The sequence below is a fragment of the Paenibacillus sp. FSL F4-0097 genome, assembly GCF_038593125.1.
In the GTDB taxonomy this organism is placed as follows: Bacteria; Bacillota; Bacilli; order Paenibacillales; family Paenibacillaceae; genus Paenibacillus_AQ; species Paenibacillus_AQ odorifer.
Map to the genome: position 1 here is coordinate 671,097 of NZ_CP151965.1, position 25,703 is coordinate 696,799.

At 47.3% G+C, this 25,703-nt stretch carries 20 protein-coding genes; 16 read left to right on the forward strand and 4 right to left on the reverse strand.

Annotated features, from left to right (window positions below):
- Positions 1-18 precede the first annotated feature (18 nt).
- Entirely contained in the window at positions 19-1,098 is a 1,080-nt protein-coding gene (locus MHH86_RS02985) for an MATE family efflux transporter (RefSeq protein WP_342479628.1), read from the forward strand.
- Here MHH86_RS02985 and MHH86_RS02990 read toward each other — a convergent pair whose 3' ends face one another.
- A complete protein-coding gene (locus MHH86_RS02990) occupies positions 1,099-2,139 on the reverse strand; it encodes an alpha/beta hydrolase (RefSeq protein ID WP_139329954.1) in 1,041 nt (346 codons plus the stop codon). It abuts the gene before it with no gap.
- Positions 2,140-2,435: 296 nt separating this feature from the next.
- Between MHH86_RS02990 and MHH86_RS02995 the strand changes: the two genes are divergently transcribed.
- Complete coding sequence (locus MHH86_RS02995) at positions 2,436-3,179, forward strand: IclR family transcriptional regulator (RefSeq protein WP_036676839.1); 744 nt, start codon at positions 2,436-2,438, stop codon at positions 3,177-3,179.
- A gap of 1,348 nt (positions 3,180-4,527) precedes the next feature.
- Here MHH86_RS02995 and acnA read toward each other — a convergent pair.
- Complete coding sequence (acnA, locus tag MHH86_RS03000; protein WP_038568617.1) at positions 4,528-7,269, reverse strand: aconitate hydratase AcnA; 2,742 nt, start codon at positions 7,267-7,269, stop codon at positions 4,528-4,530.
- 115 nt (positions 7,270-7,384) lie between these two features.
- Here acnA and MHH86_RS03005 point away from each other — a divergent pair, with 115 nt between their 5' ends.
- From MHH86_RS03005 to MHH86_RS03050, 10 genes are all read left to right on the forward strand, one after another.
- Positions 7,385-7,561: a hypothetical protein gene (locus tag MHH86_RS03005; protein WP_342479629.1), complete on the forward strand. Its 177-nt coding sequence runs from the start codon at positions 7,385-7,387 to the stop codon at positions 7,559-7,561.
- A 158-nt stretch (positions 7,562-7,719) separates the two neighbouring features.
- Positions 7,720-8,754: an amidase domain-containing protein gene (locus tag MHH86_RS03010; protein WP_036679850.1), complete on the forward strand. Its 1,035-nt coding sequence runs from the start codon at positions 7,720-7,722 to the stop codon at positions 8,752-8,754.
- Positions 8,755-8,774: 20 nt separating this feature from the next.
- The gene (locus tag MHH86_RS03015; protein ID WP_038568619.1) at positions 8,775-9,866 is read left to right on the forward strand and encodes a D-alanine--D-alanine ligase; all 1,092 of its coding nucleotides are present in this window, start codon (positions 8,775-8,777) and stop codon (positions 9,864-9,866) included.
- Positions 9,867-9,910: 44 nt separating this feature from the next.
- The gene (locus MHH86_RS03020) at positions 9,911-10,228 is read left to right on the forward strand and encodes a hypothetical protein (RefSeq protein ID WP_036679853.1); all 318 of its coding nucleotides are present in this window, start codon (positions 9,911-9,913) and stop codon (positions 10,226-10,228) included.
- Positions 10,225-11,232 carry a UV DNA damage repair endonuclease UvsE gene (gene uvsE, locus MHH86_RS03025; RefSeq protein ID WP_076138420.1) on the forward strand — a complete coding sequence of 336 codons (1,008 nt, stop codon included), beginning with the start codon at positions 10,225-10,227 and terminating at the stop codon, positions 11,230-11,232. The genes MHH86_RS03020 and uvsE overlap by 4 nt, the downstream gene beginning before the upstream one ends.
- Positions 11,233-11,500: 268 nt before the next feature.
- Positions 11,501-12,385: an inositol monophosphatase family protein gene (locus tag MHH86_RS03030; protein ID WP_036679857.1), complete on the forward strand. Its 885-nt coding sequence runs from the start codon at positions 11,501-11,503 to the stop codon at positions 12,383-12,385.
- Between the two features lie 15 nt (positions 12,386-12,400).
- Positions 12,401-12,658, forward strand: coding sequence for a hypothetical protein (locus MHH86_RS03035; protein ID WP_036679858.1), 258 nt, complete (start codon positions 12,401-12,403; stop codon positions 12,656-12,658).
- A gap of 106 nt (positions 12,659-12,764) precedes the next feature.
- The gene (locus MHH86_RS03040) at positions 12,765-14,057 is read left to right on the forward strand and encodes a stalk domain-containing protein (RefSeq protein WP_076106079.1); all 1,293 of its coding nucleotides are present in this window, start codon (positions 12,765-12,767) and stop codon (positions 14,055-14,057) included.
- Positions 14,058-14,158: 101 nt separating this feature from the next.
- Positions 14,159-14,710, forward strand: a complete 552-nt coding sequence (gene def, locus MHH86_RS03045) for a peptide deformylase (protein WP_036679906.1) — start codon at positions 14,159-14,161, stop codon at positions 14,708-14,710.
- Between the two features lie 168 nt (positions 14,711-14,878).
- Complete coding sequence (locus MHH86_RS03050; protein WP_076223346.1) at positions 14,879-15,499, forward strand: hypothetical protein; 621 nt, start codon at positions 14,879-14,881, stop codon at positions 15,497-15,499.
- A gap of 550 nt (positions 15,500-16,049) precedes the next feature.
- Here the strand turns inward: MHH86_RS03050 and MHH86_RS03055 are convergent.
- Together MHH86_RS03055 and MHH86_RS03060 are read right to left on the reverse strand one after the other, a co-directional pair.
- Positions 16,050-17,366 carry a glutamate-1-semialdehyde 2,1-aminomutase gene (locus tag MHH86_RS03055; protein WP_036679861.1) on the reverse strand — a complete coding sequence of 439 codons (1,317 nt, stop codon included), beginning with the start codon at positions 17,364-17,366 and terminating at the stop codon, positions 16,050-16,052.
- A gap of 124 nt (positions 17,367-17,490) precedes the next feature.
- Positions 17,491-18,537: an LCP family protein gene (locus MHH86_RS03060; protein ID WP_036679863.1), complete on the reverse strand. Its 1,047-nt coding sequence runs from the start codon at positions 18,535-18,537 to the stop codon at positions 17,491-17,493.
- Between the two features lie 105 nt (positions 18,538-18,642).
- Between MHH86_RS03060 and bcp the strand changes: the two genes are divergently transcribed.
- From bcp to MHH86_RS03080, 4 genes are all read left to right on the forward strand, one after another.
- Entirely contained in the window at positions 18,643-19,110 is a 468-nt protein-coding gene (gene bcp / locus MHH86_RS03065; protein WP_080742389.1) for a thioredoxin-dependent thiol peroxidase, read from the forward strand.
- A 123-nt stretch (positions 19,111-19,233) separates the two neighbouring features.
- Positions 19,234-23,517 carry a 2-hydroxyacyl-CoA dehydratase gene (locus MHH86_RS03070; RefSeq protein WP_081390389.1) on the forward strand — a complete coding sequence of 1,428 codons (4,284 nt, stop codon included), beginning with the start codon at positions 19,234-19,236 and terminating at the stop codon, positions 23,515-23,517.
- Between the two features lie 215 nt (positions 23,518-23,732).
- Positions 23,733-24,176 (forward strand): MarR family transcriptional regulator, encoded by a 444-nt coding sequence (locus MHH86_RS03075; protein ID WP_036679864.1) that lies wholly within the window; start codon positions 23,733-23,735, stop codon positions 24,174-24,176.
- A gap of 5 nt (positions 24,177-24,181) precedes the next feature.
- Entirely contained in the window at positions 24,182-25,693 is a 1,512-nt protein-coding gene (locus MHH86_RS03080; RefSeq protein WP_036679866.1) for a DHA2 family efflux MFS transporter permease subunit, read from the forward strand.
- Positions 25,694-25,703 lie beyond the last annotated feature (10 nt).

Here is a 25,703-nt window from a genome sequence, read left to right on the forward strand (position 1 = left end):
CTTGGAATTGGCCTGATATTGTCGGGTTCATTTACGATAGTTGTTTTTTTCAACCCTCGGCTATGCCTGTCTATTTTTACAACGGATAAAGAAGTGTTGGAGAAGGGAAACATTTTTCTAAAAATCGTTGCCCTCAGTTATATTCCAACGATGTTGACGATGCTCTATTCGGCGGTTCTACGAAGTTCAGGACATGTAAAGTATCCAATGGGTGTGAGCATAGCTGCTGTAGGACTGAATATTATTTTAAACTATGCGCTTATTTTTGGGCATTGGGGGTTTCCAGAGCTTGGACTTGCAGGTGCGGCATATGCAACGTTAATCTCACGTATAGTCGAAAGTACCTTGATCATCGGAGCTGTGTATCGCGGGAAACTGCCGGGTGCCGGAGGAATTAAGGAGCTGAGTTCGTTTTCGAAAGCGCTGTGTATACCTTTTTTAAGAACGATAGCGCCTATTGTTTTAACGGAATTGGTTTGGGTTTTAGGTGAAGCTTGTTATTCCGTAATATATAGCCGTATGGGCACAGCAGAGATGACCGCTATGACAGTGACCTTTCCGCTGCAGGGGTTGACGATTGGACTTCTGGCTGGGCTTTCTGGTGCAGCTGGGATTATGGTCGGACATAAGCTGGGAGAGAATAATAATGCAGGTGCTTTTCAGTATGCTCGTTTTTTTGTTCGAATAGGAGTAGGGATTTCATTGCTGCTTGGTGTTCTTATTGCTGTTCTAGCCCCGCTCTACGTCTCAGCCTTTAACTTAACAGTGGAAGAACGCCGAATGGCCACTTCTGTTATCTGCTTTTTTGCTCTTTTTTTATGGATAAAGGTGGGCAATATGATGATTGCGGGAGGGATTCTGCAGAGTGGTGGCGATAGTAAGTTCGTCTTTATTATGGAAGCCTCCACAACTTGGTTGCTTGGGGTGCCTCTAGGGCTACTGTTGTCATGGGGATGGAAACAGCCTCTTCCCTGGGTATACTTCTTTCTGTCCCTGGAAGAGGCTGTTCGATTGGTTATAGGTTACGTGCGTTTTCGCCGTGGTAAATGGTTGAAGCAACTGACCCATCAGGGGACAGAGGCGGATTGTAGTGCTTAACTAGTTACTTGCCATCGCCGGCTGATTGCCATTGTAGGTTTTGGCTAGTTGAACATTTCCTAAGAAAGCAGAGACTCGCCGCAAATACTCACGCGGGTGCTCACGGAACAGCAATTCATGATGGCTGCCCTCTACGACCCAGGAATCTGAGAACGGATTGCTTTGGTTCGCGGCCAGCTTTTCTGCAATAGGATAAGGAGCTTTATCATCTTCGGTTCCATGCATGAGTAGAATAGGGAAAGGATAATCTTCGGATTTGACCTTCGCATAAGGAATTTGATTCAGCCCCGTACCGTTCAGAACTGGGAACAGCATTTCCATAATCGCCAGGGAAGGCTGGCGGGGCAGATCAATATTTTGCTTAATATTATGATACAGCGTATCTGGCTCTAACAAAAAGGTGCTGTCCAGAATCATCGCGTCAATGTCCTCTGATACTAATCCTGTTTGCAGTGCTGTGCCTGCTCCCATGGAGAAGCCCCATACAACTAACTCCTCAGCTCCACGTTCCTTAGCAAAATCAATAGCGCCTAGAAGCTGCTGGGATTCTTTTTTACCCCCGGTTGCAATATCCTTGTTGCCTTGGGCAGCAAAGCCGTAATCAAACATCACGACATTGAAATTCAGACTGTGTGCATAGTGAGCGAGATCGTACATAGGTACCCAAGATTCTTCACGGTTGGCGCCATAGCCATGGCTGAACACGATCGTTTTGGTAGCCCCTTCGGAGGGAATATACCAGCCGCTCATCATTCGACTTCCATCTTTAGCTGGAAACGTCACATCCTCGTATGCGAGACCTTTGGCCTGCATGGGATTGGAATACAGAGGTGCGACCGTTGGATTAGATAATACCCAGGCGATATAGCCATGAAGTGAGACAAAGCAGAAGGCTAAAAAGAAAAAAATAGATAATAGCAGTGCAACGATAATATGCTTCACACGAATCATCCGCAGCGATAGCCGGGACGAACTGCCTTGTTTAGGTAGTTTAGGTCGACGGGAGACGGTTGTGCCGGTTTGGCGAGTTGCCAGATCCATATGGTCCCCTCCTAAGAATGATGTGAGTACTAGTGCCTAGAAGAATTTGTAAAAATGATTCTAAAGCATCAGTAGATAATTTAATATGTTAATCGTATGAAAAAGCCCTTACAAAGTCAATGAATTAGACGCTTTTGTAATGTAACTGTAAAGTGCAGCCCAACCTTTTCCGGCACATTTTTGGCACAACTCCGGAGGAGTGAATATACTGGACTTTCCATAGAGTTTTGCACTAAGATAGAGTTAGTTATAATGTAACCGAGTTTCATTTGATGAAACACGAGGGGGAGATTGTCATGGAGGACCGAAAGCTTACAGTGCGTGCGGTAGAACGTGCGCTTGATATATTGCTTTGTTTTACGCAGGACAGAGATTTAGGGTTGACGGAGATCGCTTCAAAGATTGATTTACATAAAAGTACCGTCCATCGGCTGCTGGCAACCTTGGAGGAAAAGGGCTTCCTCATTCGTAATCCGGCCACTGAGAAATACAGCCTGGGTATACGAATTTGGGAATTGTCTACGCATTTGCCTGCTTTTGATGAGTCGGCTGCGGTATTGTTGCCGTCAATGGAACGGCTGCGGGATCGGCTAGGGGAGACCGTTAGTTTATACTTACGCGACGGCATAGAACGTGTGCGGATTCAGGCGGTTCAGAGTCAGCAGGCCATACGGCGAGTGGCGCAGATCGGTGCGAGATTGCCTTTATCTGTGGGCGCATCAAGTAAAGTGCTGGCAGCCTATGCTCCTCCAGAGGTGCTGAAAGAATTGCTGGAGAGTTCGGGATGGCCGGACTACGTTGAGAAGGATGTCTATCAAGAGCAGCTTAATGACATTATCCGGCTCGGATATGCCACCAGTTTCGAGGAACGCGAGCCCGGCGCGGCCGCGGTGGCGGTGCCTGTTACGGGGCGCAGTGGAAATGTGATCGCGGCGTTATCACTGTCAGGTCCAGTAAGTCGCCTATCAAGGGATACGTTAGTGGAATATGCCGCGGTACTGAAGGAAGCGGCTAGTGAAATGGGCATGATGATTCCTTAATTCGCTGGCTGAGACATATAAGAAACTAAGCAGCGATCTCTCTGTTACTGGAGGATCGCTGTTTTGATGTTTTGGGGAGGGATGCTTAGTCGATTGTGGGTAAAGTGGCAGGAAACGATGGGTAACTGAGGGGGAATTGATGGCCTGATGAGTGACTGATCAGTAACTGATGGATAAATTGATGGCTGACTGATGGGTAACTGACGGTCTGACGGGTAACTTGGGATGATAGATGCGTAACTGACGGCTAATCAACAGCTAACTGATGACTAACTAACGGCTAACGGCTCCCCACCTTGCGTTTGTATGGTGAGCTTCAGTGAATATACGTACCTTTGGGAGCCTCAGTAACTCGTAATGCTGAGGTACGAGCGTTTGAACCCAGGGCCTAGATAGGCAGAGGGACGGAGGGGCGGGAGAGTAGAGAAATCACCACGAACCCACGAACCCACGAACCCACGTATCTCATAACTCGTACACAAGTAAATCTCGGGTTGTTATTTAGATCTTCCCTGAGGCTTCCGGACTCAGAAGACGCTATTTGCCCATTTAAAGCCTTTTGGGCATAGTTTCGGACCCCAGTGCAGCTATTCGACCAAAACGGGAACCTTTAGTGTGTTTTTCATGCTAATAGCGACTATGGAGTCAGAGCACGCCAAAAGTCGGATAATCGAGCGTATAGGGTCATCTGGGTCCGATAGCGCGGAATCCTAGGCGTCTCCTGAGGCGTGCGGACTCAGGGGACGCTATTTGCGAATTTACAGCCAGTTTGGCATAGTTTCGGACCCCAGTGCAGCTATTCGACCAAAACGGGAACCTTTAATGTGTTTTTTATGCCAATAGCGACTATGGAGTCCGATCGCACGCCAAAAGTCGGATAATCGAGCGTATAGGGTCATCTGGGTCCGATAGCGCGGAATTCTAAGCGTCCCCTGAGACGTGCGGACTCAGGGGACACTATTTGCGAATTTAAGGTTATTTTGCCGTAGCTTCGGACCCCCCAGTGCAGCTATTCGACCAAAACGGAAACATTCAGCGTGTTTTCATGCCAATAGCGACTATGGAGTCCGATCCCACGCCAAAAGTTGGATAATCGAGCGAATAGAGTCATCTGAGTCCGATCACACGCCAAAAGTCGTGAATTTGTTCATTTAGTGTCATCTGAGTCCGAACGCGCTGGGATCCTAGGCGTCCCCTGAGGCTCACGCAACAATAGTGAACGTTCAACAGTCAGAGGCACCCCACCCGCCACAAATTGGCTGCTGGAACCACCCCATAACTACAAAAAAAGGGACTGCTCACAGCCACTCATGGCCGTGAAACAGTCCCTTTTTAAATTACTTTAAACCTATTCTACCGACACCGCGGAAGAGTCTGTAGCATCTGCCAGCATCTGGCGAAGAACAGTCTGCAGGATACCGCCGTTGCGATAGTAATCAATATCGACTGTACTGTCGAGTCGTGCAATGACAGGGAAATCGAATTGTGTGCCGTCTTCACGGGTAGCCGTGACAGTTAGCTCTTGACTTGGCGCCACGTTGTTATCGAGACCAGTAATGTTGAAGGTCTCGCGTCCGGTCAGTCCCAAGCTGCTCCAGCCGTGGCCTTCTTGGAATTGAAGTGGAAGCACGCCCATACCGACCAGATTGCTGCGGTGAATCCGCTCAAAGCTCTCAGCGATAACTGCTTTAACGCCAAGCAGAAGCGTACCCTTAGCTGCCCAGTCACGTGAGCTTCCTGTACCGTACTCCTTACCAGCGATGACGATCAGATTTTGTCCAGCATCCTGATAGAGCATGGAAGCATCATAGATGGACATAACTTCGTCGCTTGGCAAGAAGGTAGTAACGCCGCCTTCCGTACCAGGAGCTACTGCGTTACGAATCCGAATGTTAGCGAACGTACCGCGCATCATGACTTCGTGGTTTCCGCGGCGGGAGCCGTAGGAGTTGAAGTCTGCACGTTCTACACCATGATCGCGCAAATATTCGCCAGCAGGACCAGAGGTAGAGATATTACCCGCTGGTGAGATATGGTCGGTTGTCACGGAATCAGCAAGCAGCGCTAGAACGCGTGCATCTTTGATATCCTTAATGTCTCCCAGACCGTCTGCCAGATGTTCGAAGAATGGCGGATTCTGGATGTACGTGGAATTATCATCCCACTCATACAGCTCGCCTTGCGGAACAGGAATCGAATTCCAACGTTCGTTAGCGGTGAATACATTTTCGTATTTGCTACGGAACATCTCCGGACTAAGGGAGAGACCAATGGCTTCACGAATTTCAGCAGTGGTTGGCCAGATATCTTTCAGGAATACTGGCTCACCTTGTGGATCAAATCCAAGTGGCTCAGTCTGCAAATCGATATTTACTGTGCCAGCCAGTGCGTAAGCAACTACGAGCGGCGGTGAAGCCAAGTAGTTTGCTTTTACCTGAGCATGTACGCGGCCTTCAAAGTTCCGGTTACCGGAGATGACTGCGGCTACGGTCATGTCATTGTCAGTAATGGCTTGACTAACTTCTTCAGGCAATGGACCGGAGTTACCGATACAAGTGGCACAGCCATAACCAGCCAAGTAGAAGCCTAATGCTTCGAGTGGCTTCAGCAAGTCTGCTTTTTGCAGGTATTCAGTAACCACCAAGGATCCTGGAGTCAAGCTGCTCTTAACGTAAGCCGGTTTGGTCAGACCACGTTCCACAGCTTTTTTCGCCAAAAGACCTGCTCCAAGCATAACGCTAGGGTTAGAAGTATTCGTACAGCTAGTAATAGCTGCGATTACGACTGCACCTGTGCTGAGCTTGCTAGTGGTATCGTTTTTGTGCTGTACTTCTACGACTTGAGCGATTTTCTCATCGCTGAGACCATAACCGCCTTTGTCTACAGGTGTACGGATAATACCTTCGAAATTTTCCTTCATATGCGTAAGTTCGATCCGGTCTTGCGGACGTTTAGGTCCAGCCAAGCTAGGAACGACAGAAGCTAAGTCAAGCTCAATCACATCGCTGAATTCAGGGTCTGGCGTATCCGAGGTACGGAACATCCCTTGTGCTTTGTAATAAGATTCAACCAACGCCACCAGATCATCCGGACGTCCAGTGCTGCGAAGATAAGCGAGTGTCTCGTCATCTACAGGGAAGAAACCGATAGTTGCTCCGTATTCTGGCGCCATGTTGGCAACAGTTGCCCGGTCAGCCAGACTGATGTTAGCAAGGCCGGGTCCGTAGAATTCGACGAATTTGCCGACTACGCCCTTTTTACGCAACATTTCAGTTACTGTCAGTGCCAAATCCGTTGCTGTAGCCCCTTCGATAAGGCTGCCTGTAAGCTTGAAGCCCACTACATCAGGTGTAACAAAATAGAGCGGTTGTCCAAGCATTCCTGCTTCAGCCTCAATACCGCCTACACCCCAGCCCACAACACCAAGACCATTGATCATCGTGGTATGGGAGTCCGTTCCTACAAGGGAATCTGGATAAACGACAGTTTCACCATCGATAGTTTTGGTAGTGGCAACGGAAGCTAAATACTCTAGATTTACCTGGTGCACGATACCTGTTGCTGGTGGAACTGCACGGAAGTTGTTAAAAGCTGTCTGTGCCCAACGAAGGAAACGGTAACGCTCCTCGTTGCGTTCGAACTCAACGTTCATATTGTATTCCAAGGCGTCTGCTGTACCGAAAGCATCAACCATGACAGAGTGGTCAATTACAAGGTCAACCGGGACAAGCGGATTGATCTGTTTAGGATCTCCTCCGGCTTTTTTTACAGTATCACGCATAGCTGCGAGATCCACGACTACCGGAACTCCGGTGAAATCCTGAAGCACGATACGAGCAGGGATAAATGGAATTTCTTTATTACGGTCAATGTCACCTGACCAATCGGCCAGTTGTTTCACATGTTCTTCAGTAATTGCCCGTCCGTCAAACTGACGAACAGCAGCCTCTAGTAGGACTTTGATCGAAAAAGGCAGGGAAGAAATAGAGCCCAATCCTTGTTCCTCAAGGGACTTCAGATCATAATAGCGATAAGATTTGCCGCCTGATTCCAGGGTCCGAGCCAATGAAAAATGATCCTTGCTTGGCATATATGCGCCTCCTTGTTTCGTCTAATGAAACCCAATTTCAAATTGCTTCTAGCTTAATTATAACGGTTACAAAGTGGGGAGTAAAGTTTTTTTTCCTACATCTAAAGCCCGAATTATGCCTGAGAAAATGCCAAGCTACCCTTCCATTGTTATATTGTATCGTTTCGGGATATTCTTTTTACCTCAAAAAGAGCCATTAAAAGGAGATAATACGAAGGAATTCACCGGAATCTTTGGTTTTACTTATTTATTAGGGGAAATGCAGGCAGAATTTCTCTTCCTCAGTTATTAGGTGATATGTTCCTCGTTGTCGATGTTTGATTGAGATGTCGTACTTGGGGTTAGAGTTTTTACTTGAAACATCCTTAACTATTCAACCGATCTGTATAGCGGCCTGTTTCCTTTCATATACATAGAACAGCAGTTAAAAGGGAAAGAAGGGGCGCGAGTATAATGGAACAACAGTGGAAGCAAAGTCTTTATGTATATGTTGATCAAGTGAATAAGGCCAGGGTGGAGCCTAAGTCATCATCGCATACCGTTTCCGTGTCCGTTAAGGATCCGCGTTTTCTGGTAGAACAAGGGGAGCGTTCAAGACGTCTTGCTGAGTGGTATAAAGAACGTGGGATAACTCCTTTGCGCGGAGAGACAGGGGTTAAGACTTTGCGGACCGTCCGGCAGACTCCGACCGAGGTAGTAGCAGAGGTTACACTGCATAGTGCGCTTTATTATGAAAAAGGCGGCGTTAACCACCGCGAGGATATTATCGAGCTGGAGCGGCTGACCTTTGTACGGGACGGTGGGGGCTGGGAGATTGCTGGTGTGGAACGAAGTGTCCCTGAAAGAAATACGGTTCATCGGGCAGAGGTAGAGCTATCGGGCAGACTATCCAAATGGGGAGAGGCTTTGCCGGCACCGCTGCCATCACAGCCCCTGCTTAACCGGAATGTTCTCGGAGAAATTGCCGGTTCAAGAGAGGTTCGTTATAACCGTGAAGAAGCTGTGGCGTATGCCGACCGCTGGTGGAAAGACGGCAATCCGGAGTTCGAAACCTTCGAGGTGGACTGTACAAATTATGTCTCCCAATGTCTCTTTGCAGGGGGAGCACCTATCAACTATACTGGTAAAAGAGAAACGGGCTGGTGGTACAAAGGTTACCAAGGCAAACAAGAATGGTGGAGCTATAGCTGGGCTGTATCAGACAGTCTGCAACGCTATTTGAGCGGAAGTCGGAGCAGTGGCTTGCGTGCGGAAGTCATGGAGCGACCGGAGCAATTGATGCTGGGCGATATCATTCAATATGACTGGGATGGCAACGGGCAGTATCAGCACAGCACAATCGTCACAGCTTTTGATGCAGGAGGCATGCCGCTTGTGAATGCACGTACCGTTAGCAGCCGTCATCGCTATTGGGACTATCGTGATTCCTACGCATGGACTGATCAAACGAAATACCGTTTTTTTCATATTAACGACTACTTATAGTACAGAAAGAGGTTAAGGGAATGGGGAACGCAAAACTAACCGTAGGGCTGGTGTACGGGGGCAAATCAGGAGAACATGAGGTATCGCTACAGACGGCTTTTGCCGTGATGAACTCATTTGATTATGATAAATATGAGATTATACCTTTTTACATTTCAAAACAGGGATTGTGGAAGGTTGGAGAGAAGTTATCAGCGCCTTACAGCCAAGTGGAGCAGCTCAAGCTTGCAGAAGCGACCGAAGATATGGGCACAGCCCTGAACGTGGTATTTAGTGGGTTATCCGGTGCGGACAAAACAGTGGACGTAATGTTCCCGCTGCTGCACGGCACGTATGGTGAGGACGGAACGATTCAAGGGTTGTTCGAAATGGCGAATATTCCTTACATCGGTGCTGGTGTTCTTGCCTCTTCGGCAGGTATGGATAAGGTTGTCATGAAGAAGCTGTTCGCTGATGCCGGCCTGGATCAATGCGAGTATTGTTATTTCAACATCAGCGCTTGGAAAAGAAAACGTCATGAGTTGATTGTTGGTGTAGAGGATAAACTGGGATATCCGGTATTCGTGAAGCCTGCCAATCTAGGCTCAAGTGTAGGTATTTCTAAGGCTGCTGATAAGGATAGTCTTGTAAAAGCAATTGATTTTGCTTTCCGTTATGACACCAAAGTTATTATTGAGGAGTTTGTGGATGCGCGTGAGGTAGAGGTTGGCGTGCTTGGAAATGATGAACCAGAAGCCTCTGTTCCGGGTGAAATCGTTTCTTCTGGTGAATATTATGATTACGCAGCCAAATATACGGACGGCAAATCGCAAATGATGATTCCTGCACCAGTGGATTCTGAAGTGGCCGATCGTTTGCGGGAGTCCGCGATAGTTGCTTTTCGAGCGATTGAGGGCAGTGGAATTACCCGGGCAGACTTCTTCTTGCGAAAATCGGATGGTAAAATTCTAATTAACGAACTGAACACGATGCCTGGTTTCACTCCTTACAGCATGTATCCGCTATTGTGGCGTGAGACGGGTGTATCTTATAGAGCTCTGTTAGACCGAATGATTGAGTTAGCCTTGGAGCGCTATAATTTTAAACAAGGTCTTAAGTACGACAATGAGTAATAGAAGCTATAGCGGGAATATCCCGACTGGAAGGAGAGAAGAACATGGGTTTTCAAACAGAATTCAACTCCGTCTGCAAATTCAAGAGTGAACAAGAGCTGTACGAGCTGCTGGAATATGGGCGCACCAAAATGGTGAAACAAGGCTTTCGTGTGTATCCAACAGGTCAGAAGGTTATTGCTTACACCCCTGAGAACGTAGCTGTAGCCATTGTCAAAATTTCAGCCTCGATTGCAGAGATTAATTTTCAAGGACATGAGGTTACCGCGGTAGAGATGGAGCTTGTGCGTAAGCTGAATGAAGAAGAGTCCAGAGTGCAGACGGCTTTGGCTGAGGAAATGTTTTTTGGAGCACAGGGATGATTGTCCGCTTCGGATATGTAGCGATGTCCACCGTTATCAAAGACTGCTCCCCATCTAAGACAATGACGATGGCCTCTTTTAAGAAGCTGGATGACCGTGAAGCGGCACTTCGGCGTTTGGAGAACATCGCTAGAATGAATCTGCATAATACACTGCGGTTGATGAAGCATAATGTGGCCTCGGACATCATGGTGTACCGCCTCACTTCCAAAATCATTCCTCTGGCGACGCATCCGGATTTGCAGGACTGGAATCCGTTTGCGGCGCTTGCCGAGGAATTTGCGGAAGTGGGCCAATATGTGAAAAAGCACGGGCTGCGTGTTTCTTTTCATCCAGATCACTTTACAGTACTTAGTACACCCCGTCCGGAGGTGCTGATAAACTCCGTACGGGATTTGCAGTACCATGTGGACATGCTGGTTGCTATGGGGCTTCCTGCCATGGCGAAGAACAATATCCATATTGGCGGAGCTTATGGGGACAAGCCTGTAGCGGCGAAGCGATTCGAGGAGCATTTCCGCGCGCTGCCGTCAGCGCTGCAGGAGCGTATAACGCTGGAGAATGACGATAAGACATTTACAGCTCCGGAGACACTGGCAGTCAGTCAGAGCGTAGGATTACCGATGGTGCTGGATATTCACCACCAATGGGTGAATAATGAAGGAGAGCTCCCTTGGGAGCTGTGGCCTGACATTTTGCAGACATGGCGAAGCGAGCTAGCACAGAAGGATGTTCCTTCGGGAGAGCTTTTGCCGCCTAAGATTCATGTTTCCAGTCCGCGCAGTCCGTCTGATCCGCGCAGCCATGCGGATGGCGTGGAACCTGCGCCTTTGCTGGCTTTTCTGAAACGTATCGCCGCAGATACGCCTGCTGTCGATGTTATGATTGAGGCGAAACTAAAAGATGGCGCGTTATTTGGATTGATGGAGGCTATGAAGGAGCTGGCTGAGGCTGGTAACGGAATTTCCTTATTAAATGGGGCAAGCGTGAATATTGAACCTTAAACAATGAAAATAAGGAGATAGGTCCCGAATACGGGTCCTATCATGACTTGATATGTAACTTGAAATAGGGTACGTTGAATGAAACTTTAATCGCTTATCGTCTTTATATGGACCTAGGGCATTTATGCTCGCAGGTGAGAATGGGGTCCTCTTTTGGCGGAACTTTGGGAACTTGGGGAACGTTTTGACGTATTGCACGGTATTGTGAATAGGATTGCTTTAGAATTAAAGCCATTGGCGATTATGTTCAAGAAAGTGGAGTGAAGATATGAGTCCTTTAAATCCAGAGGGTAAGAATGAACGTGAACCCTATGTAGTAACAAGCAAGGGACATACGGCGGTGGCCATTAATGCGGCTGCCAAAGCAGGAGAATGGATAAAGAGCAGACAGGGTCTCGTGAAGGAGCTGAATACAAAGACTTCAGCACAAGATCTGGTTACGGAAGTTGATAAAGGCGTTGAGCAAATGATTCGCAGGCTGATCCTGACACATTTTCCCGACCATGCCATTCTCGGGGAAGAAGGGGTTTCCCCGGGAGCAGCAGCGGCTACCGCTGCATTGGAAGAAGCTCGTGAGCATGAATATTTGTGGATTGTAGATCCTGTAGATGGTACGACTAATTTCGTACACGGATTTCCTTTTTACTGTGTCTCCATAGCATTGGTGATTCGCGGTGAACTAACAGTAGGCGTTATTTATGATCCGACTCGTGATGAAATGTTCGTCGCTGAAAAAGGAAAGGGAGCTTACATGCACGGTGTTCCTACCTCGGTCTCTACGGAGACTGATTTTGGGGACAGCCTGATCGCTATGGGCTTTCCGCCGGATCGTGAGTTTGCACAACCTGTGAATATGGCCGGACTGCAAAGTATTCTTCCGCAGATTCGTGGTATTCGTGCCGGAGGCGCGGCTGCTCTACATTTAGCTTATGTGGCGGCAGGCCGGGTAGATGGCTATTGGGAAGTGGGCTTAAGCCCTTGGGATTGTGCAGCAGGAGTACTGCTTGTACTTGAATCAGGAGGCAAGATTACGGATACCCTAGGACGTTCATATGATATTGGTACACGCCATGTAGTAGCAAGTAATGGCCACATTCACGAATATTTGGTTTCGTCACTGAAGAATGCTGAAGCAACAGGATATAAGCTTTAGGGAGGACGATACAGCATGAGTGAGAAGGATGATTTGGAACGCAAGCTGAGCGAAATGTTGGTAGATGGTGAGATGGAACAAGGCGATCGTACGGCTAAAGAAATCCGGGAAATCTCACCTAAATATGAAATTCGTATTCAGACTACGCTCGATCCTATTGTGGAAGAAACATTGCGTTATCGTAAGATTGGATATGAGCTGGATGACCGGTATGATAAATATCTGGAGCGTGCAGGGCAGAAGTTAGAGTCAGATGAAGATTCAGACAAATAATAGCCAGTGATTTGCGAGGGGCGGTTTCCTGAATATAGGAGGCCGCTCTTTTGCGTTGCTACCCTGGGATGGTAGAATGGAATTAGAACAATTTGGGAGGGATACGATGCTAGGCAATTGGAAAAAAATTTGGGCAGCTGGCATAAGCAGCCTGCTTTTGTTATCTGCGCTGATTAGCGTAGGAGCAGGCACGGCAAATGCGGCTGACACGACTGCAATACAAGACTCTGGGCAGGATGTCTTTCGCATCGTAGCTCTAGGTGATTCCATTACTGCTGGCTACGAGCCAGGAATGACGGACGTGAATACCAAGCCATACGGCTATGCGGAGAGATTGCTTGAGCAGGGCTGGTATCATGGCAGAAGTGCACTTACTAATTATGGTATCCTAGGCCTGACTACGGCCGGATTACGTAATTACACAGGAGCAATCAAGGATGGTTCAGTGATTACTGCTGAAGGAGTTCAGGCAGGTCTCCCAGATCCACGAATAGAGCAGTTCGTGAAGCTAACTCCGCAGATCGCAGCAGAGCTTAAGGAGGCTGATCTGATTACCATTACGATTGGTGGGAATGATGTAAGCAGTCTGTTCTTGCAGTTCAAGGAGCTGACGGATGCGGATTTCCAAACACAGCTGGACCAGCGGTTAGCGGATTATCAAACAAATGTGAAGGCAGTGCTGGAGAATATTCGTGCGGTAAGTCCGCAAGCGACGATTATACTGGCCGATCAATATCAACCTGCCCCTAAGGTCGCGCTTGGTCAAATGTACAACAGACTAATGACGGCAGCGGGCAAATTTACGGAAGCAGCGGATAGTGTAGCTGCAAGCGTAAATCAAGAGGGAGCGAAGGTGCTTGTAGCTCATGTTGCGGCAAAGTTTGCCGGGGTAGAAGGCTCGCTGACACATATTATTGGAGCAGGGCAAACTGATTTTCACCCAACGCAGCTTGGATATGAGACTATTGCTAAGGTTTTCGCGGAGTTACAATGGGGAGAGTATCGTGTTCCTACTGTAGCTACAATGGCTACTGCATCGGTACCGATGTCGATTGTAGTGAAGGGCGTGGAGTTGAATACACCCAATAAGCCTATCCTTAAAAATGGGCAGAATTTTTTGGCGCTGAAAGATATTCTAAATGCCGTGGGCGCAAGCGGGAAGTGGGATAACAAAACCTCCAGCGCTACCATCGTGTATGGCGGAAGAACCGTTGTGATCACCATTGGCTCGAAATTTATTAAGGTGAATGGAGAGAACGTGGCTATTGATACTCCAGCTTTTCTGCAAAAGGTAGGTAAGGAGGACAAAACCTACTTACCCCTTGCCGCTTTGGCGACAGGACTTGGATTCGATGTTAATTACAGCAGCAAACTGCGAACTGCTTTCATAAATCCATAAAGCTGCATACTATACATCATAAGAAATTAAATTAAGCCCGTAAGGAAAAGGTGGATGGAATATTGTCTAGTTCAAAATATAATGCTGAATATATCATCACCATGGATGATATAGTGCGGGAGGGTCATCCCGTACTTCGTACCGTAGCACAACCAGTGGAGCTTCCATTACAGGCGGAAGATCGTGAGGCTTTGCAATGTATGCTTCAATTTCTGAAGAACAGTCAGGACCCGGAGATTTCCGAAGAATATAAGCTGCGCTCTGGCGTAGGTCTGTCGGCGAATCAAATCGGACTGGAGAAGCGTATGTTCGCGATGTATCTTACAGACGAGAGAGGGCGCGCTGTAGAGCATGCTTGGGTTAATCCTAAGATCATAAGCCACTCCTTGTCTATGGTGTACTTACCAGAAAGCGAGGGCTGTCTGTCCGTTGATCGTCCCGTGCATGGCTTTGTACCTCGGTATGAAACCGTGAAGGTGAAGGGTTATGATCTGGAAGGCAAGGAGGTTGTCCTTAAATTTAAGGGCTACCAAGCTATCATCATCCAGCATGAAATAGACCATCTCGATGGGATTATGTTCTATGACCGAATTAACAAGGAGAATCCGTTTAAGCTGCCTCAGGGTGTGGAGATCCGGAACTTATATGAGTAGGAGAGTAACTCCAAATTAAAAAGCGGGCGACCTTACAGCGTAAAGCTGATGGTCGCTTTTTTTTACCTATCGGCAAGATTATGATATTTCAAATATTTTACAAATCAATCGAAAGGATGTACCCTTACAATTAATGGATTTAAATTAGTAATAAGAGGAGGGCGTTAAATGAACTGGAGCAGAATGCCAATTAGAGGATTCGCCAACGAATATAATGATGAGGTTAAAAAGATTGATGAGCAGATTTTGAGTCTGATTCAGGAACGTAAAGCTATAACAGGCAAGAAACGATTATCCCCTGATAGTAAGCTACTTGAGGAATGGGTAACTAGATTCGAGATGAACACTACTCAGATTGTGCAGCATTTGCACCTTATGAATGAAACTGTACCCAGAAGACAATATTGGGAAGAGCCTGGTTTATTGCTGGGAGTGCTTCCGATTGTAAAGCGGACGGTCGTTGAAGAATGTGAATATATACTTACGCATGCTATGCAGTATGAAGCCTTCAGCATAGTTACTGTGGAAATTAAATATTTAAAAGAAGCTGTAGGACATATTCATCTTCGAACGGCTTTAACGCTTGAAGTGGCGGGTGAGAATGAATATGAAGTGCAGCCGCATGGTGGTCATGGAGGTGGAGCGCATACACAAATGCAATTCTTGGTCGCCCCAACGCTGCCGGAGCATCTGGAGGGTGTAGAGTTTTGGCTGGTACCCGGGAGCGAGCAAATGTTAAGACCATTAATGACTGAGATTACATTGGACAAGCAGGTGGATTTTACATGAGAGCAGTAGAATATTTGGACTTCTAAACGCTGTTAGCGGATGAAATCCGTAGATAAAGTGTATTTGAGCTTTTTGCGGTGTGAGCTACAGAGTTATTAGGGAAAAACTCCCTGAAAATAACCTATATTCTCTGTAAATGAACAGAATTAGGGATTTTCTCCCTAAAAAACGGGGTAAGTTCTTTATTTTCCACTAAATTAGCTAAATTATAGGGAGGATTTCCCCAATTATTAGTTTAATGACCAGAAATCCCTGAATTTAAGGTGCAATTTCCCTAATTATCTATCGAAGCTCCCTAACCCTTGTACTTAACACAGAGAAGGTCCGGCGATACCTGTTACGTAGCATAGAGAAATTGACGCTTGAGATCGGCTGGATTAAGCGTTCCACAAGCTTCAGATGCAGACCGTGGATGAGTATAAATGCAGAGCAGCGATCCTCCAATAAAGGAGAATCGCTGCTCTGTTAACTTCTGCGGTTATATGGGACAACGCCTTGATCTATGCAGCTGTTATTCAGCTTATAGAGTACTGCGTTTCATAATCCATTCTTATTTCTCAGCCACCATAGCGCGGAAGGATTCCTCAGCTGCGATAAGTGTAGCATCGATATCTGCATCAGTATGTGCTGTGGTCAGGAACCAAGCTTCGTATTTCGAAGGGGCAAGGTTAATGCCACGGTTCAGCATATGACGGAAGAAGCTGGCGAACAATTCGCCGTCTGTATCCTGAGCCTCGTCATAATTCGTAACCGGATGGTTACAGAAATGAGTGGAAAACGAACCACGGATGCGGTTGATTGTCAGTGGAATGCCATGACGGTCGGCAGATGCTTGAAGTCCATCGGCAAGCCGGATTGCAAGCCGATCCATTTCTTCGTATACACCCTCTGCACTCAGAACCTCTAAACAAGCAATCCCTGCAGAGATAGACGCAGGATTGCCTGCCATTGTGCCGGCTTGATATGCCGGTCCAAGTGGAGCTACCTGTTCCATAATATGCTTGCGGCCGCCGTAAGCGCCGATAGGCAGGCCGCCACCGATGATTTTGCCAAGTGCAGTAAGGTCAGGAGTGATGTCCTCATGGTTATCCAGCCCTGCATAGGTTTGTGTAGAACCATAGTGGAAGCGGAAGGCAGTAATGACTTCGTCATAAATAACAAGGGAGCCATTATCGTGAGCCAGCTTGCAAAGTCCTTCGAGGAAACCAGGCTTAGGCATCACCATGCCGAAATTTCCTACAATCGGTTCAACCATAACAGCTGCGACATCTTCGCCCCATTTCTCCAGCGCCTCTTTTAGGCTGTCCAGATCATTAAAAGGAACGGTGATTACTTCCTGGGCGATACTGCTTGGAACACCGGCACTGTCTGGAATGCCAAGTGTAGAAGGTCCGGATCCTGCTGCTACGAGCACCAGATCGGAGTGGCCGTGGTAACAGCCGGCGAATTTTACGATTTTGCTGCGTTTTGTATAGGCACGGGCTACACGAATCGTTGTCATAACCGCTTCGGTTCCGGAATTGACGAAACGTACTTTATCCATAGATGGAATGGCTTCTTTTAGCATTTTAGCAAGTTTGATTTCGAGCTGGGTTGGGGTTCCGTAAAGAACACCATTTTCTGCTGCTGTAGTAATTGCTTTGGTAATATGAGGGTGGGCATGGCCGGTAATGATCGGTCCATAGGCTTGGAGATAATCGATATATTCATTGCCGTCTTCATCCCAGAAGTGAGATCCACTGGCGCGTTTCATAAATACGGGTGCTCCGCCGCCAACGGCTTTGAAGGAGCGGGAAGGGCTATTTACACCTCCAACGATATGCTGGAGGGCTTCGTGATAAAGTTGTTCAGATGTGGAACGATTCATAATGTGATCATCCTTTCGATTGTTGGTGCTCAAGGGAACGGGCGAACAACGGTGTTTTCCGTTGTCCGCCCGTATTATACCAAGTCACTGCTTTGTGTACATGTGAACTTTGCTTGTCAGGCCCTTAATTGGTCCCGCCAGAACTGCTATTGGAGGTGTTCTCCGATGTAGGGGTTGGTGTTGGCTCAGGACCATTTAGGGTATCCTGTATAAATTCTTTTAGCTTCTTTTCGCTACGAATTCCAATAACCTGTGATCCGTCACTTGTAGTTTCCTCGGTGAGCAGATCCATTGGCGGAATTTGCTCGCTGCCACCCATACTGCTATTATACCCTACGCTTGCCAGCTTCCACATATCATTAACTGACATATTGGTTTCAATATAAGGCGTAACCTGCGACAGGATATTTGGCAGCTTGACGATGGAGGTGGTGCTGATCAGCTTATCAGCCACAGCCTTGAGAAAACCGCGTTGGCGCTCGGTTCGAGTGAAATCGGAGGTAGCGTCATGCCGAAAGCGAACATATTGTAGCGCCATGTTGCCGTCAAGATGCTGGTATCCTTTTTTCAGATCAATATCATATTCCGGACCGTCTGCAACGGTTTTGTAGACCATATCTTTTTCGACTTCATAATCCACACCCCCAACGGCATCAACCAGCTTGATGAATCCTTGGAAGTCCGTGTAGACATAATATTGAATTGGGATACCGAGCAGATCGCTGACGGTCTGCATCGCAGTATTAGGTCCATAAATAATCGCTGTATTAATACGCTTCTCGCCATGATCCGGAATCGGAACGTACGTATCTCTCAGTATTGAAAATACACTGATTTTCTTCTTCACAGGGTCAAGAGAAGCGACGAGCATTGTATCTGAACGGGGGATTTCCCCTTTCTTCACACCTCGGGCATCCACACCCATTAATAGGATATTGACCGGCTCTGTACCTTCCCATTTAGGAGGCTCAGGGGTGTCAACATCAACGGTCTCTGCATTTTGAAAAGGTGAATCTTCAGTATTCGACATGCTACCAAGCTCATTGTAAATGGTTGTAATGTAGAAAATGGCCCCACCGATAATAAGGAGGAGTATAATGGCCAACGTCCAAAGCAGCGGTTTCTTTTTTGACTTACCAGTCTTTGCGTGCCTTTTCTTTCTAGGTGGCATTTCTCGTTCTTCCTTTCGCATTCACGTTGACTACATTATAATTTCTTTTGGGGATACGTGCAATTTAGGAATAATTCCCCAATCTTAAGAAGGAGTGGATCTATCTTGAACGAAGTAGCTATTGGACAAAAAGTACCCAATTTCACCCTTCCCTCTTCCAATGGGCATGAGGTTAGTTTGAGTGATTACTTGGGCCGAAAGGTCATCTTATATTTTTACCCTAAAAATATGACACCAGCCTGCACGCAGGAGGCCTGCGAATTCCGTGACGCTTTTGATCAAATCACGGCGGTGGGTGCGGTTGTTCTGGGCATTAGTCCGGACTCTTTGACATCGCACGCTAAATTTACAGAGAAGCATAGTCTGCCCTTTCCACTGCTGTCTGATGAGGATCATAAGGTAAGTGAAATGTTCGGCGTATGGCAGCTTAAGAAACTTTACGGCAAAGAGTTTATGGGGATTGTGCGATCTACTTTTCTGATTGATGAGCAGGGGATATTAGTGGAAGAATGGCGGAAGGTACGGGTAAAAGGGCATGTCGCAAACACGATAGCAGGAATAAGCGAATCATAAATTTTACTAATTACTTTTTATAGATGTCTATTACATTTTTAACAGCTTATATAAGGTGTTGTCATGATATAGTTTCCTCATAATTGCTTCAAATTTGGAGCAAGAAGAGGTGGTGGAGTGATAATGCTGCATATTGGGCTTGATATCGGATCAACTACTGCTAAATTAGTTGTCATAGAGCGGGACATCATTGTTTATCAAGACTATGTAAGACATTATAGCGATATTAAAAAAGCGGCCCTCTCTCTTCTGTCTGATGTACGCGACAGATTCCCAGAGAGGGGAGCTAGGCTTACTGTAAGCGGTTCCTCGGGTTTGTCTTTATCCAAATTAGGTGGAGTTCCCTTTATTCAGGAGGTGATAGCCTGCACGAAGGCGATCAGTGCGCTGATTCCGGAATGTGACACGGCGATTGAACTGGGTGGAGAGGACGCTAAGATAATATATCTTCGGGGCGGCATTGAGCAGCGTATGAATACAGCCTGCGCGGGCGGAACGGGAGCGTTCATCGATCAGATGGCAGCGCTGCTGCAGACCGATCCGGCAGGCTTAAATGTTTTGGCAGAGAAGCATGAGCGAATCTATCCCATAGCTTCACGCTGTGGTGTATTTGCCAAAAGCGATGTGCAGCCGCTGCTTAATGAAGGAGCACGCCGGGAGGATGTGGCGGTCTCGATCTTCCAGAGTATCGTTAATCAGACGATTAGCGGTCTTGCTTGTGGACGTCCGATTCGAGGGCGGGTGGCTTTTCTTGGCGGACCGCTGACCTTCCTGCCTGCCTTGCGGCAGCGTTTTGCGGAAACGCTGGAGCTGGCGGAGGAGGATATCCTGTTCCCGGAACGCTCACAGTATTTCGTGGCGATTGGAGCTGCGCTCTCCAATGCTGATCCAGTCGTATTGCCACTTTCAAGCTGGATCACGCGAATTGCGGCAGTTGATTTTACTGCGGATCGAGCTGCGGATGCTGAATTACCGCCGCTTTTTGAGAATGCCGCCGAGCTTGCAGAATTTCGGCTTCGTCACGGCAAAGCCTCTGCAGCGAGATCAGATTTAGCCTTATATCGTGGACCCTGTTATCTAGGGATTGATGCCGGCTCAACCACAACTAAACTCGTGTTAACCGGTTCGGCTGACGAAATTCTCTATACCTTTTATGGCAGCAACAAAGGTAACCCGCTGCATTCGGTCAGCGATGCACTGAAGGAGATCTACCGGGTTCTGCCTGAAGGCTGCCATATTGCAGGCTCATATGTGACAGGGTACGGTGAAGGGTTAATCAAGGCCGCTCTGCGGACGGATGGCGGAGAAGTAGAGACTGTTGCACACTACAAGGCAGCTTCCAAGTTCATGCCAAAGGTAGATTTCATACTGGATATCGGTGGTCAGGACATGAAGTGCATCAAGATCCGTGGCGGTGCTATCGACAGCCTTATGCTCAATGAAGCCTGTTCAGCCGGTTGTGGCTCTTTTCTGGAGAGCTTTGCCTCTGCACTCGGACTTGGAATCGAGGAATTTGCCAAAACTGCACTCGAAGCGACTCAGCCTGTTAATTTGGGCTCGCGCTGCACGGTGTTCATGAACTCTAAGGTCAAGCAGGTTCAGAAGGAAGGCGCGTCATTAGCGGATTTATCGGCGGGTCTTGCCTACTCTGTGATCAAGAATGCTCTGCAAAAGGTAATTAAAATCCGCAATCCGGAGGACTTAGGGCGAAATATCATCGTTCAGGGCGGTACCTTCTATAATGAAGCTGTATTGCGTGCCTTTGAGTCCTTAACGGGGCGGACGGTGGTTAGACCGGATATAGCTGGCGTAATGGGAGCTTATGGCTGTGCACTGATTGCGCGTGAGCAAGCCGGGGTTAACGGATCCAGTACGCTGCTTGGACCAGAGGAGCTTGCCAGCTTTAAATATGAGGTCTCCTCAGGCCGCTGTGGCCGCTGTGGGAATAACTGTGCGCTGACGATCAGTCGTTTTCCGGATAAGAGCTTTTATGTGACCGGCAATCGCTGCGAACGTGGCGCAGGAGTCAAAAAAGAGAAAAATGTCCTGCCGAATCTGATGCAGTATAAATATGAACGGTTTTTTGAATACGAGAGTTTACCGGAAACAGGGGCATGGCGGGGGACCGTCGGGATTCCGCGTACCATGAATATGTTTGAGAATTACCCGTTCTGGCACACCTTTTTCACCAAACTTGGCTATCGGGTGATTCTCTCCCCTAAATCCAGCAAGAAGCTTTTCGAAAGCGGAATGGATACAATTCCTTCAGAATCGATATGTTATCCTGCGAAGATGGCACATGGACATGTGCAAAGCCTGATCGGTAAAGGTGTCGATTTTATTTTTTATCCAGCGGTGGTGTATGAGAAAAAAGAAGATGAAGCCGCGGATAATCACTTCAATTGTCCAGTGGTCGCCTCGTACCCCGAAGTCATTCGCAACAATATGGATGGGTTAAAGGACAATGGAATCAAGCTTGTCAGTCCATTCCTGACCTTTGATGATATTTCTGCGCTGACCAAAGGGCTGGTGAAGACATTTACCAGCATTCCGCGAGATGAGATTACGTCCGCGGTGCAGGCGGGACTTACAGAGGCTGATAACGCCAAAAGTGATGTGCGTACTAAAGGTGAGGAGACCCTTGTGTATCTAGCTGATACTGGAACCAAAGGAATCCTGCTCTGTGGGCACCCTTATCATGCCGATCCTGAGATTAATCACGGGATAGCGGATATGATAACCGGGATGGGACTCGCCGTGCTGACAGAAGATTCTGTCTGCCATCTGGACCACAGCGAAGGAGATGTGGCTGTTGTGAATCAGTGGACCTACCATGCCCGGATGTACCGTGCAGCCCGCCTTGCTGCAGTCCGCTCGGATCTGGAGCTTGTTCAATTGACTTCCTTCGGCTGTGGGATCGATGCGATCACTTGTGATGCCGTACAGGATATTATGGAAAGACATAACAAGGTATATACATTGATCAAAATCGATGAGATCAGCAATCTTGGTGCAGCGCGCATTCGGCTTCGTTCATTGCTGGCGGCAATGCGTGAGCGTGAAAAAGGTAAGGTAGTGCCGCAAAAGCCGCCAAAAGTGCAGGCTAATGTGTTATTTACGAAGGAAATGAAAGAGACCTATACCATTCTTGCACCACAGATGTCGCCTATTCATTTTGAATTGTTTGAGCAGGTTTTTCGCGATGCCGGGTACCGTCTGAAGATACTTGAGACTACCGGACCCGAAGAGACAGAAGAAGGCTTGAGATACGTTAATAATGATGCGTGTTATCCGGCAATTGTGACGATTGGCCAGATTCTGTCGGCGCTGAAGAGTGGGGAATATGATCCGGATCGTACTGCTGTGATTATGTCACAAACGGGTGGCGGCTGCCGGGCTACGAATTATATTTCTTTGCTCCGCAAAGCCTTAAAGGATTCAGACCTTGAACAAATTCCGGTGATTTCACTCAATGCTTCGGGGATGGAGAATCAGCCGGGTTTCCGTATCAGTCTTAAGCTGGCGAATCGGTTGATAGCTGCCGCTTGTTATGGTGATCTTATGATGCGGATGTTAAATCACTTTAGGCCGCATGAGGTTGTTCCAGGAAGTGCGGAAGTTCTATTCCGCAAAGGGATGGAGCGTTGCAAGGCAAGCTTATCCAACTTTTCATTCCGAGAATACAAACGCCTGATTCGTGAGATTGTTGCAGAGTTCTGCAAGCTGCCCGTTACGGGTATTGCTAAACCAAGAGTGGGCATTGTCGGTGAGATCCTGATCAAATTCCATCCGGATGCCAATAACCGCATTATAGAGATGATCGAGGCAGAGGGCGGGGAAGCGGTAATGCCGGACTTCCTGGATTTCATTTTCTATTGTGTATATAATCCGATCTACAAAGCTGAGCAATTCGGCAAAAGCAAACGGCTCGGCTATATCAATCCCATGCTGATCTCTTATCTGGAAATTTACCGTAAGCCGATTAAGGTTGCCCTTGAGGATGCGGGGTTAGCTAAAGGACGGGAGAATATTTATGGTCTTGCCGAGAAGGCCAGCCGACTGGTGTCCGTAGGAAATCAGATGGGTGAGGGCTGGTTTTTAACCGCAGAAATGATGGATTTGTTGGATAATGGAGTGAACAACATCGCCTGTATTCAACCGTTCGCGTGCCTGCCCAACCATATCACCGGGCGTGGGATGATTAAAGGTCTTAAGGAATTATATCCGGGTGCAAATATCGTGGCGATTGACTATGATGCTGGAGTCAGCGTAGTCAACCAAGCGAATCGGATCAAGCTGATGATGTCAATTGCCAGCAGCCAGGAAGAGACTAAGCCATCTAATTTAAAACTGCCGGATAAGCCTCAGCAGCAGACTTTACCTGAAAGTTCATACAGCTTAACCTGAGCATTGTTCAGACGAAAAAGCGGACCAAGGATCTACCTTGGTTCGCTTTTTTATGCTTTGTGCACTTATGTATGATTTTCATGTTTTTCCTGCAATATAAAATTACCTTTCAGAAAGTTACAGCAAATTATTGACCGAAATTTAGTTAAGGTGTAAAATAGTACGCATGCGAACTATTAGATGATCTAACTAATTAATTCTTTGGAGGTGAAGATTTGGAAGATAAGGAGCAGCAATTAGATGATATTTTCTCCTCTTTTCGCCGGATTAGCCATGCATTCCAGCAGTTGCTGTGGAAGGATGCCGAAGAGCTGGACATCACACCAACACAGTTAATGGTTCTCCGCAAAATATCTGCAAATCCCGATATTGGCATTACAGATCTTGCCGAGCTATTACATTTGGGGAACAGTGCAGCGAGCGGCGTAGTGGACCGGATGGTGAAAGCCGATTTGATCACAAGACAGCGCTCTGAGGTAGATCGGCGTATATACAACTTGGCGATTACTGAAAAGGGCAGAGAGATCAGGGAAAGAAGTAAGCAATCGCTCAGAAGACACTTACTTCCACTATCCAATATACCTGCCAAGGATGCAGGTGAATTACTTAGGATTCATAACGAAATCATTCAGATCTTAGAGCAGGGGAGAGACAAATAGAATTTATGAGTACAATTACAGGTAACGCTGCAGCGGCAACTAAGGGAATACGTAGAGGACCGATTATTGCAGCGCTCTTAATAGGTGCGTTTGTCGCACTTTTGAACCAAACACTTCTTAATGTGGCATTGCCGAGCATAATGGACGATCTAAAAATCGCTACGAATACGGCACAGTGGCTAACAACGGGATTTATGCTCGTGAACGGTGTGCTGATACCGATTAGTGCATTTCTGGTGGAAAAGTTTACGACCCGCCAGCTATTCATCACCGCGATGTCACTTTTTTCGTTAGGCACACTTGTCTGTGGAATCGGAACAGGCTTTGAAATGATCATGGTCGGCAGAGTCATACAGGCGGTTGGCGCAGGGATTTTGATGCCGTTAATGAATATTGTGTTTCTTCGTATCTTCCCAATTGAAGAGCGGGGAAAAGCGATGGGGCTAATGGCGGTAGCCATGATTTTTGCTCCAGCTGTAGGTCCAACGTTGTCAGGGTGGGTAGTTCAGAACTATTCTTGGCGCGTATTGTTCTTTATCGTTCTTCCGCTGGCCATTCTTTCTACCTTGCTAGGTATGAAAACAATGCAAAATGTAGGGCAAACAACCTCTCCGAAGCTGGATAAAACGGGTGTTATCCTGTCTACCATTGGTTTTGGGGGATTGTTGTACGGCTTCAGTGATGCTGGAACCGATGGTTGGGGAAGTGCAACAGTCATCACCTGCCTCATTGTGGGTGTGATTGCACTGGCTTTATTCGTATGGAGAGAGCTTAAGGCTGAGACACCACTGCTTGAGTTCCGGATTTTCAGATACAATATGTATTCACTCACGACATTAATCAATATCATCATTACGATGGCTTTATATTCGGGTATGATTTTGCTGCCGATTTATTTGCAGACGATCCGTGGTTTTACACCAATGGAGTCCGGTCTTATGCTGTTGCCGGGAGCCATTCTAATGGGAATTATGTCTCCAATCACGGGGATTATATTTGATAAAATCGGGGCAAGATGGCTGTCTGTGGTAGGCCTGATTATTACAGTAATTACGACTTGGCAATTCAGCCAGCTTACAGACAGTACGACGTATACGCATATGATTATTACTTACACGGTTCGGATGTTAGGCATGTCGATGTTATCGATGCCGATTGTAACGGCTGGACTTAACCAGCTGCCACAGCGTTTAAGCTCGCATGGTACAGCAATGTCGAATACGTTGCGGACGGTCGGGGGCGCGCTGGGAATGGCGTTGTTCGTCAGTCTAATGACCAATAAGACGAAGAGCACAATCACTGATACGCTTATGAGCGGAACGGTTTCGTTAAACGATAAAGCAGCGATGCTTAAGCTTACGCAAGAGGCTACAATTAGCGGGGTTACGCATGCCTTTAACATTGCTACCTGGATCACTGTAATTGCTTTGGTATTGGCTTTCTTTATTAAAAAGACTTCACCGCAGCCAGACTTCCTGAAGACGGAGGAAGTGCAGCCACAGCAGGACAATCAATAAAAAACTGGGC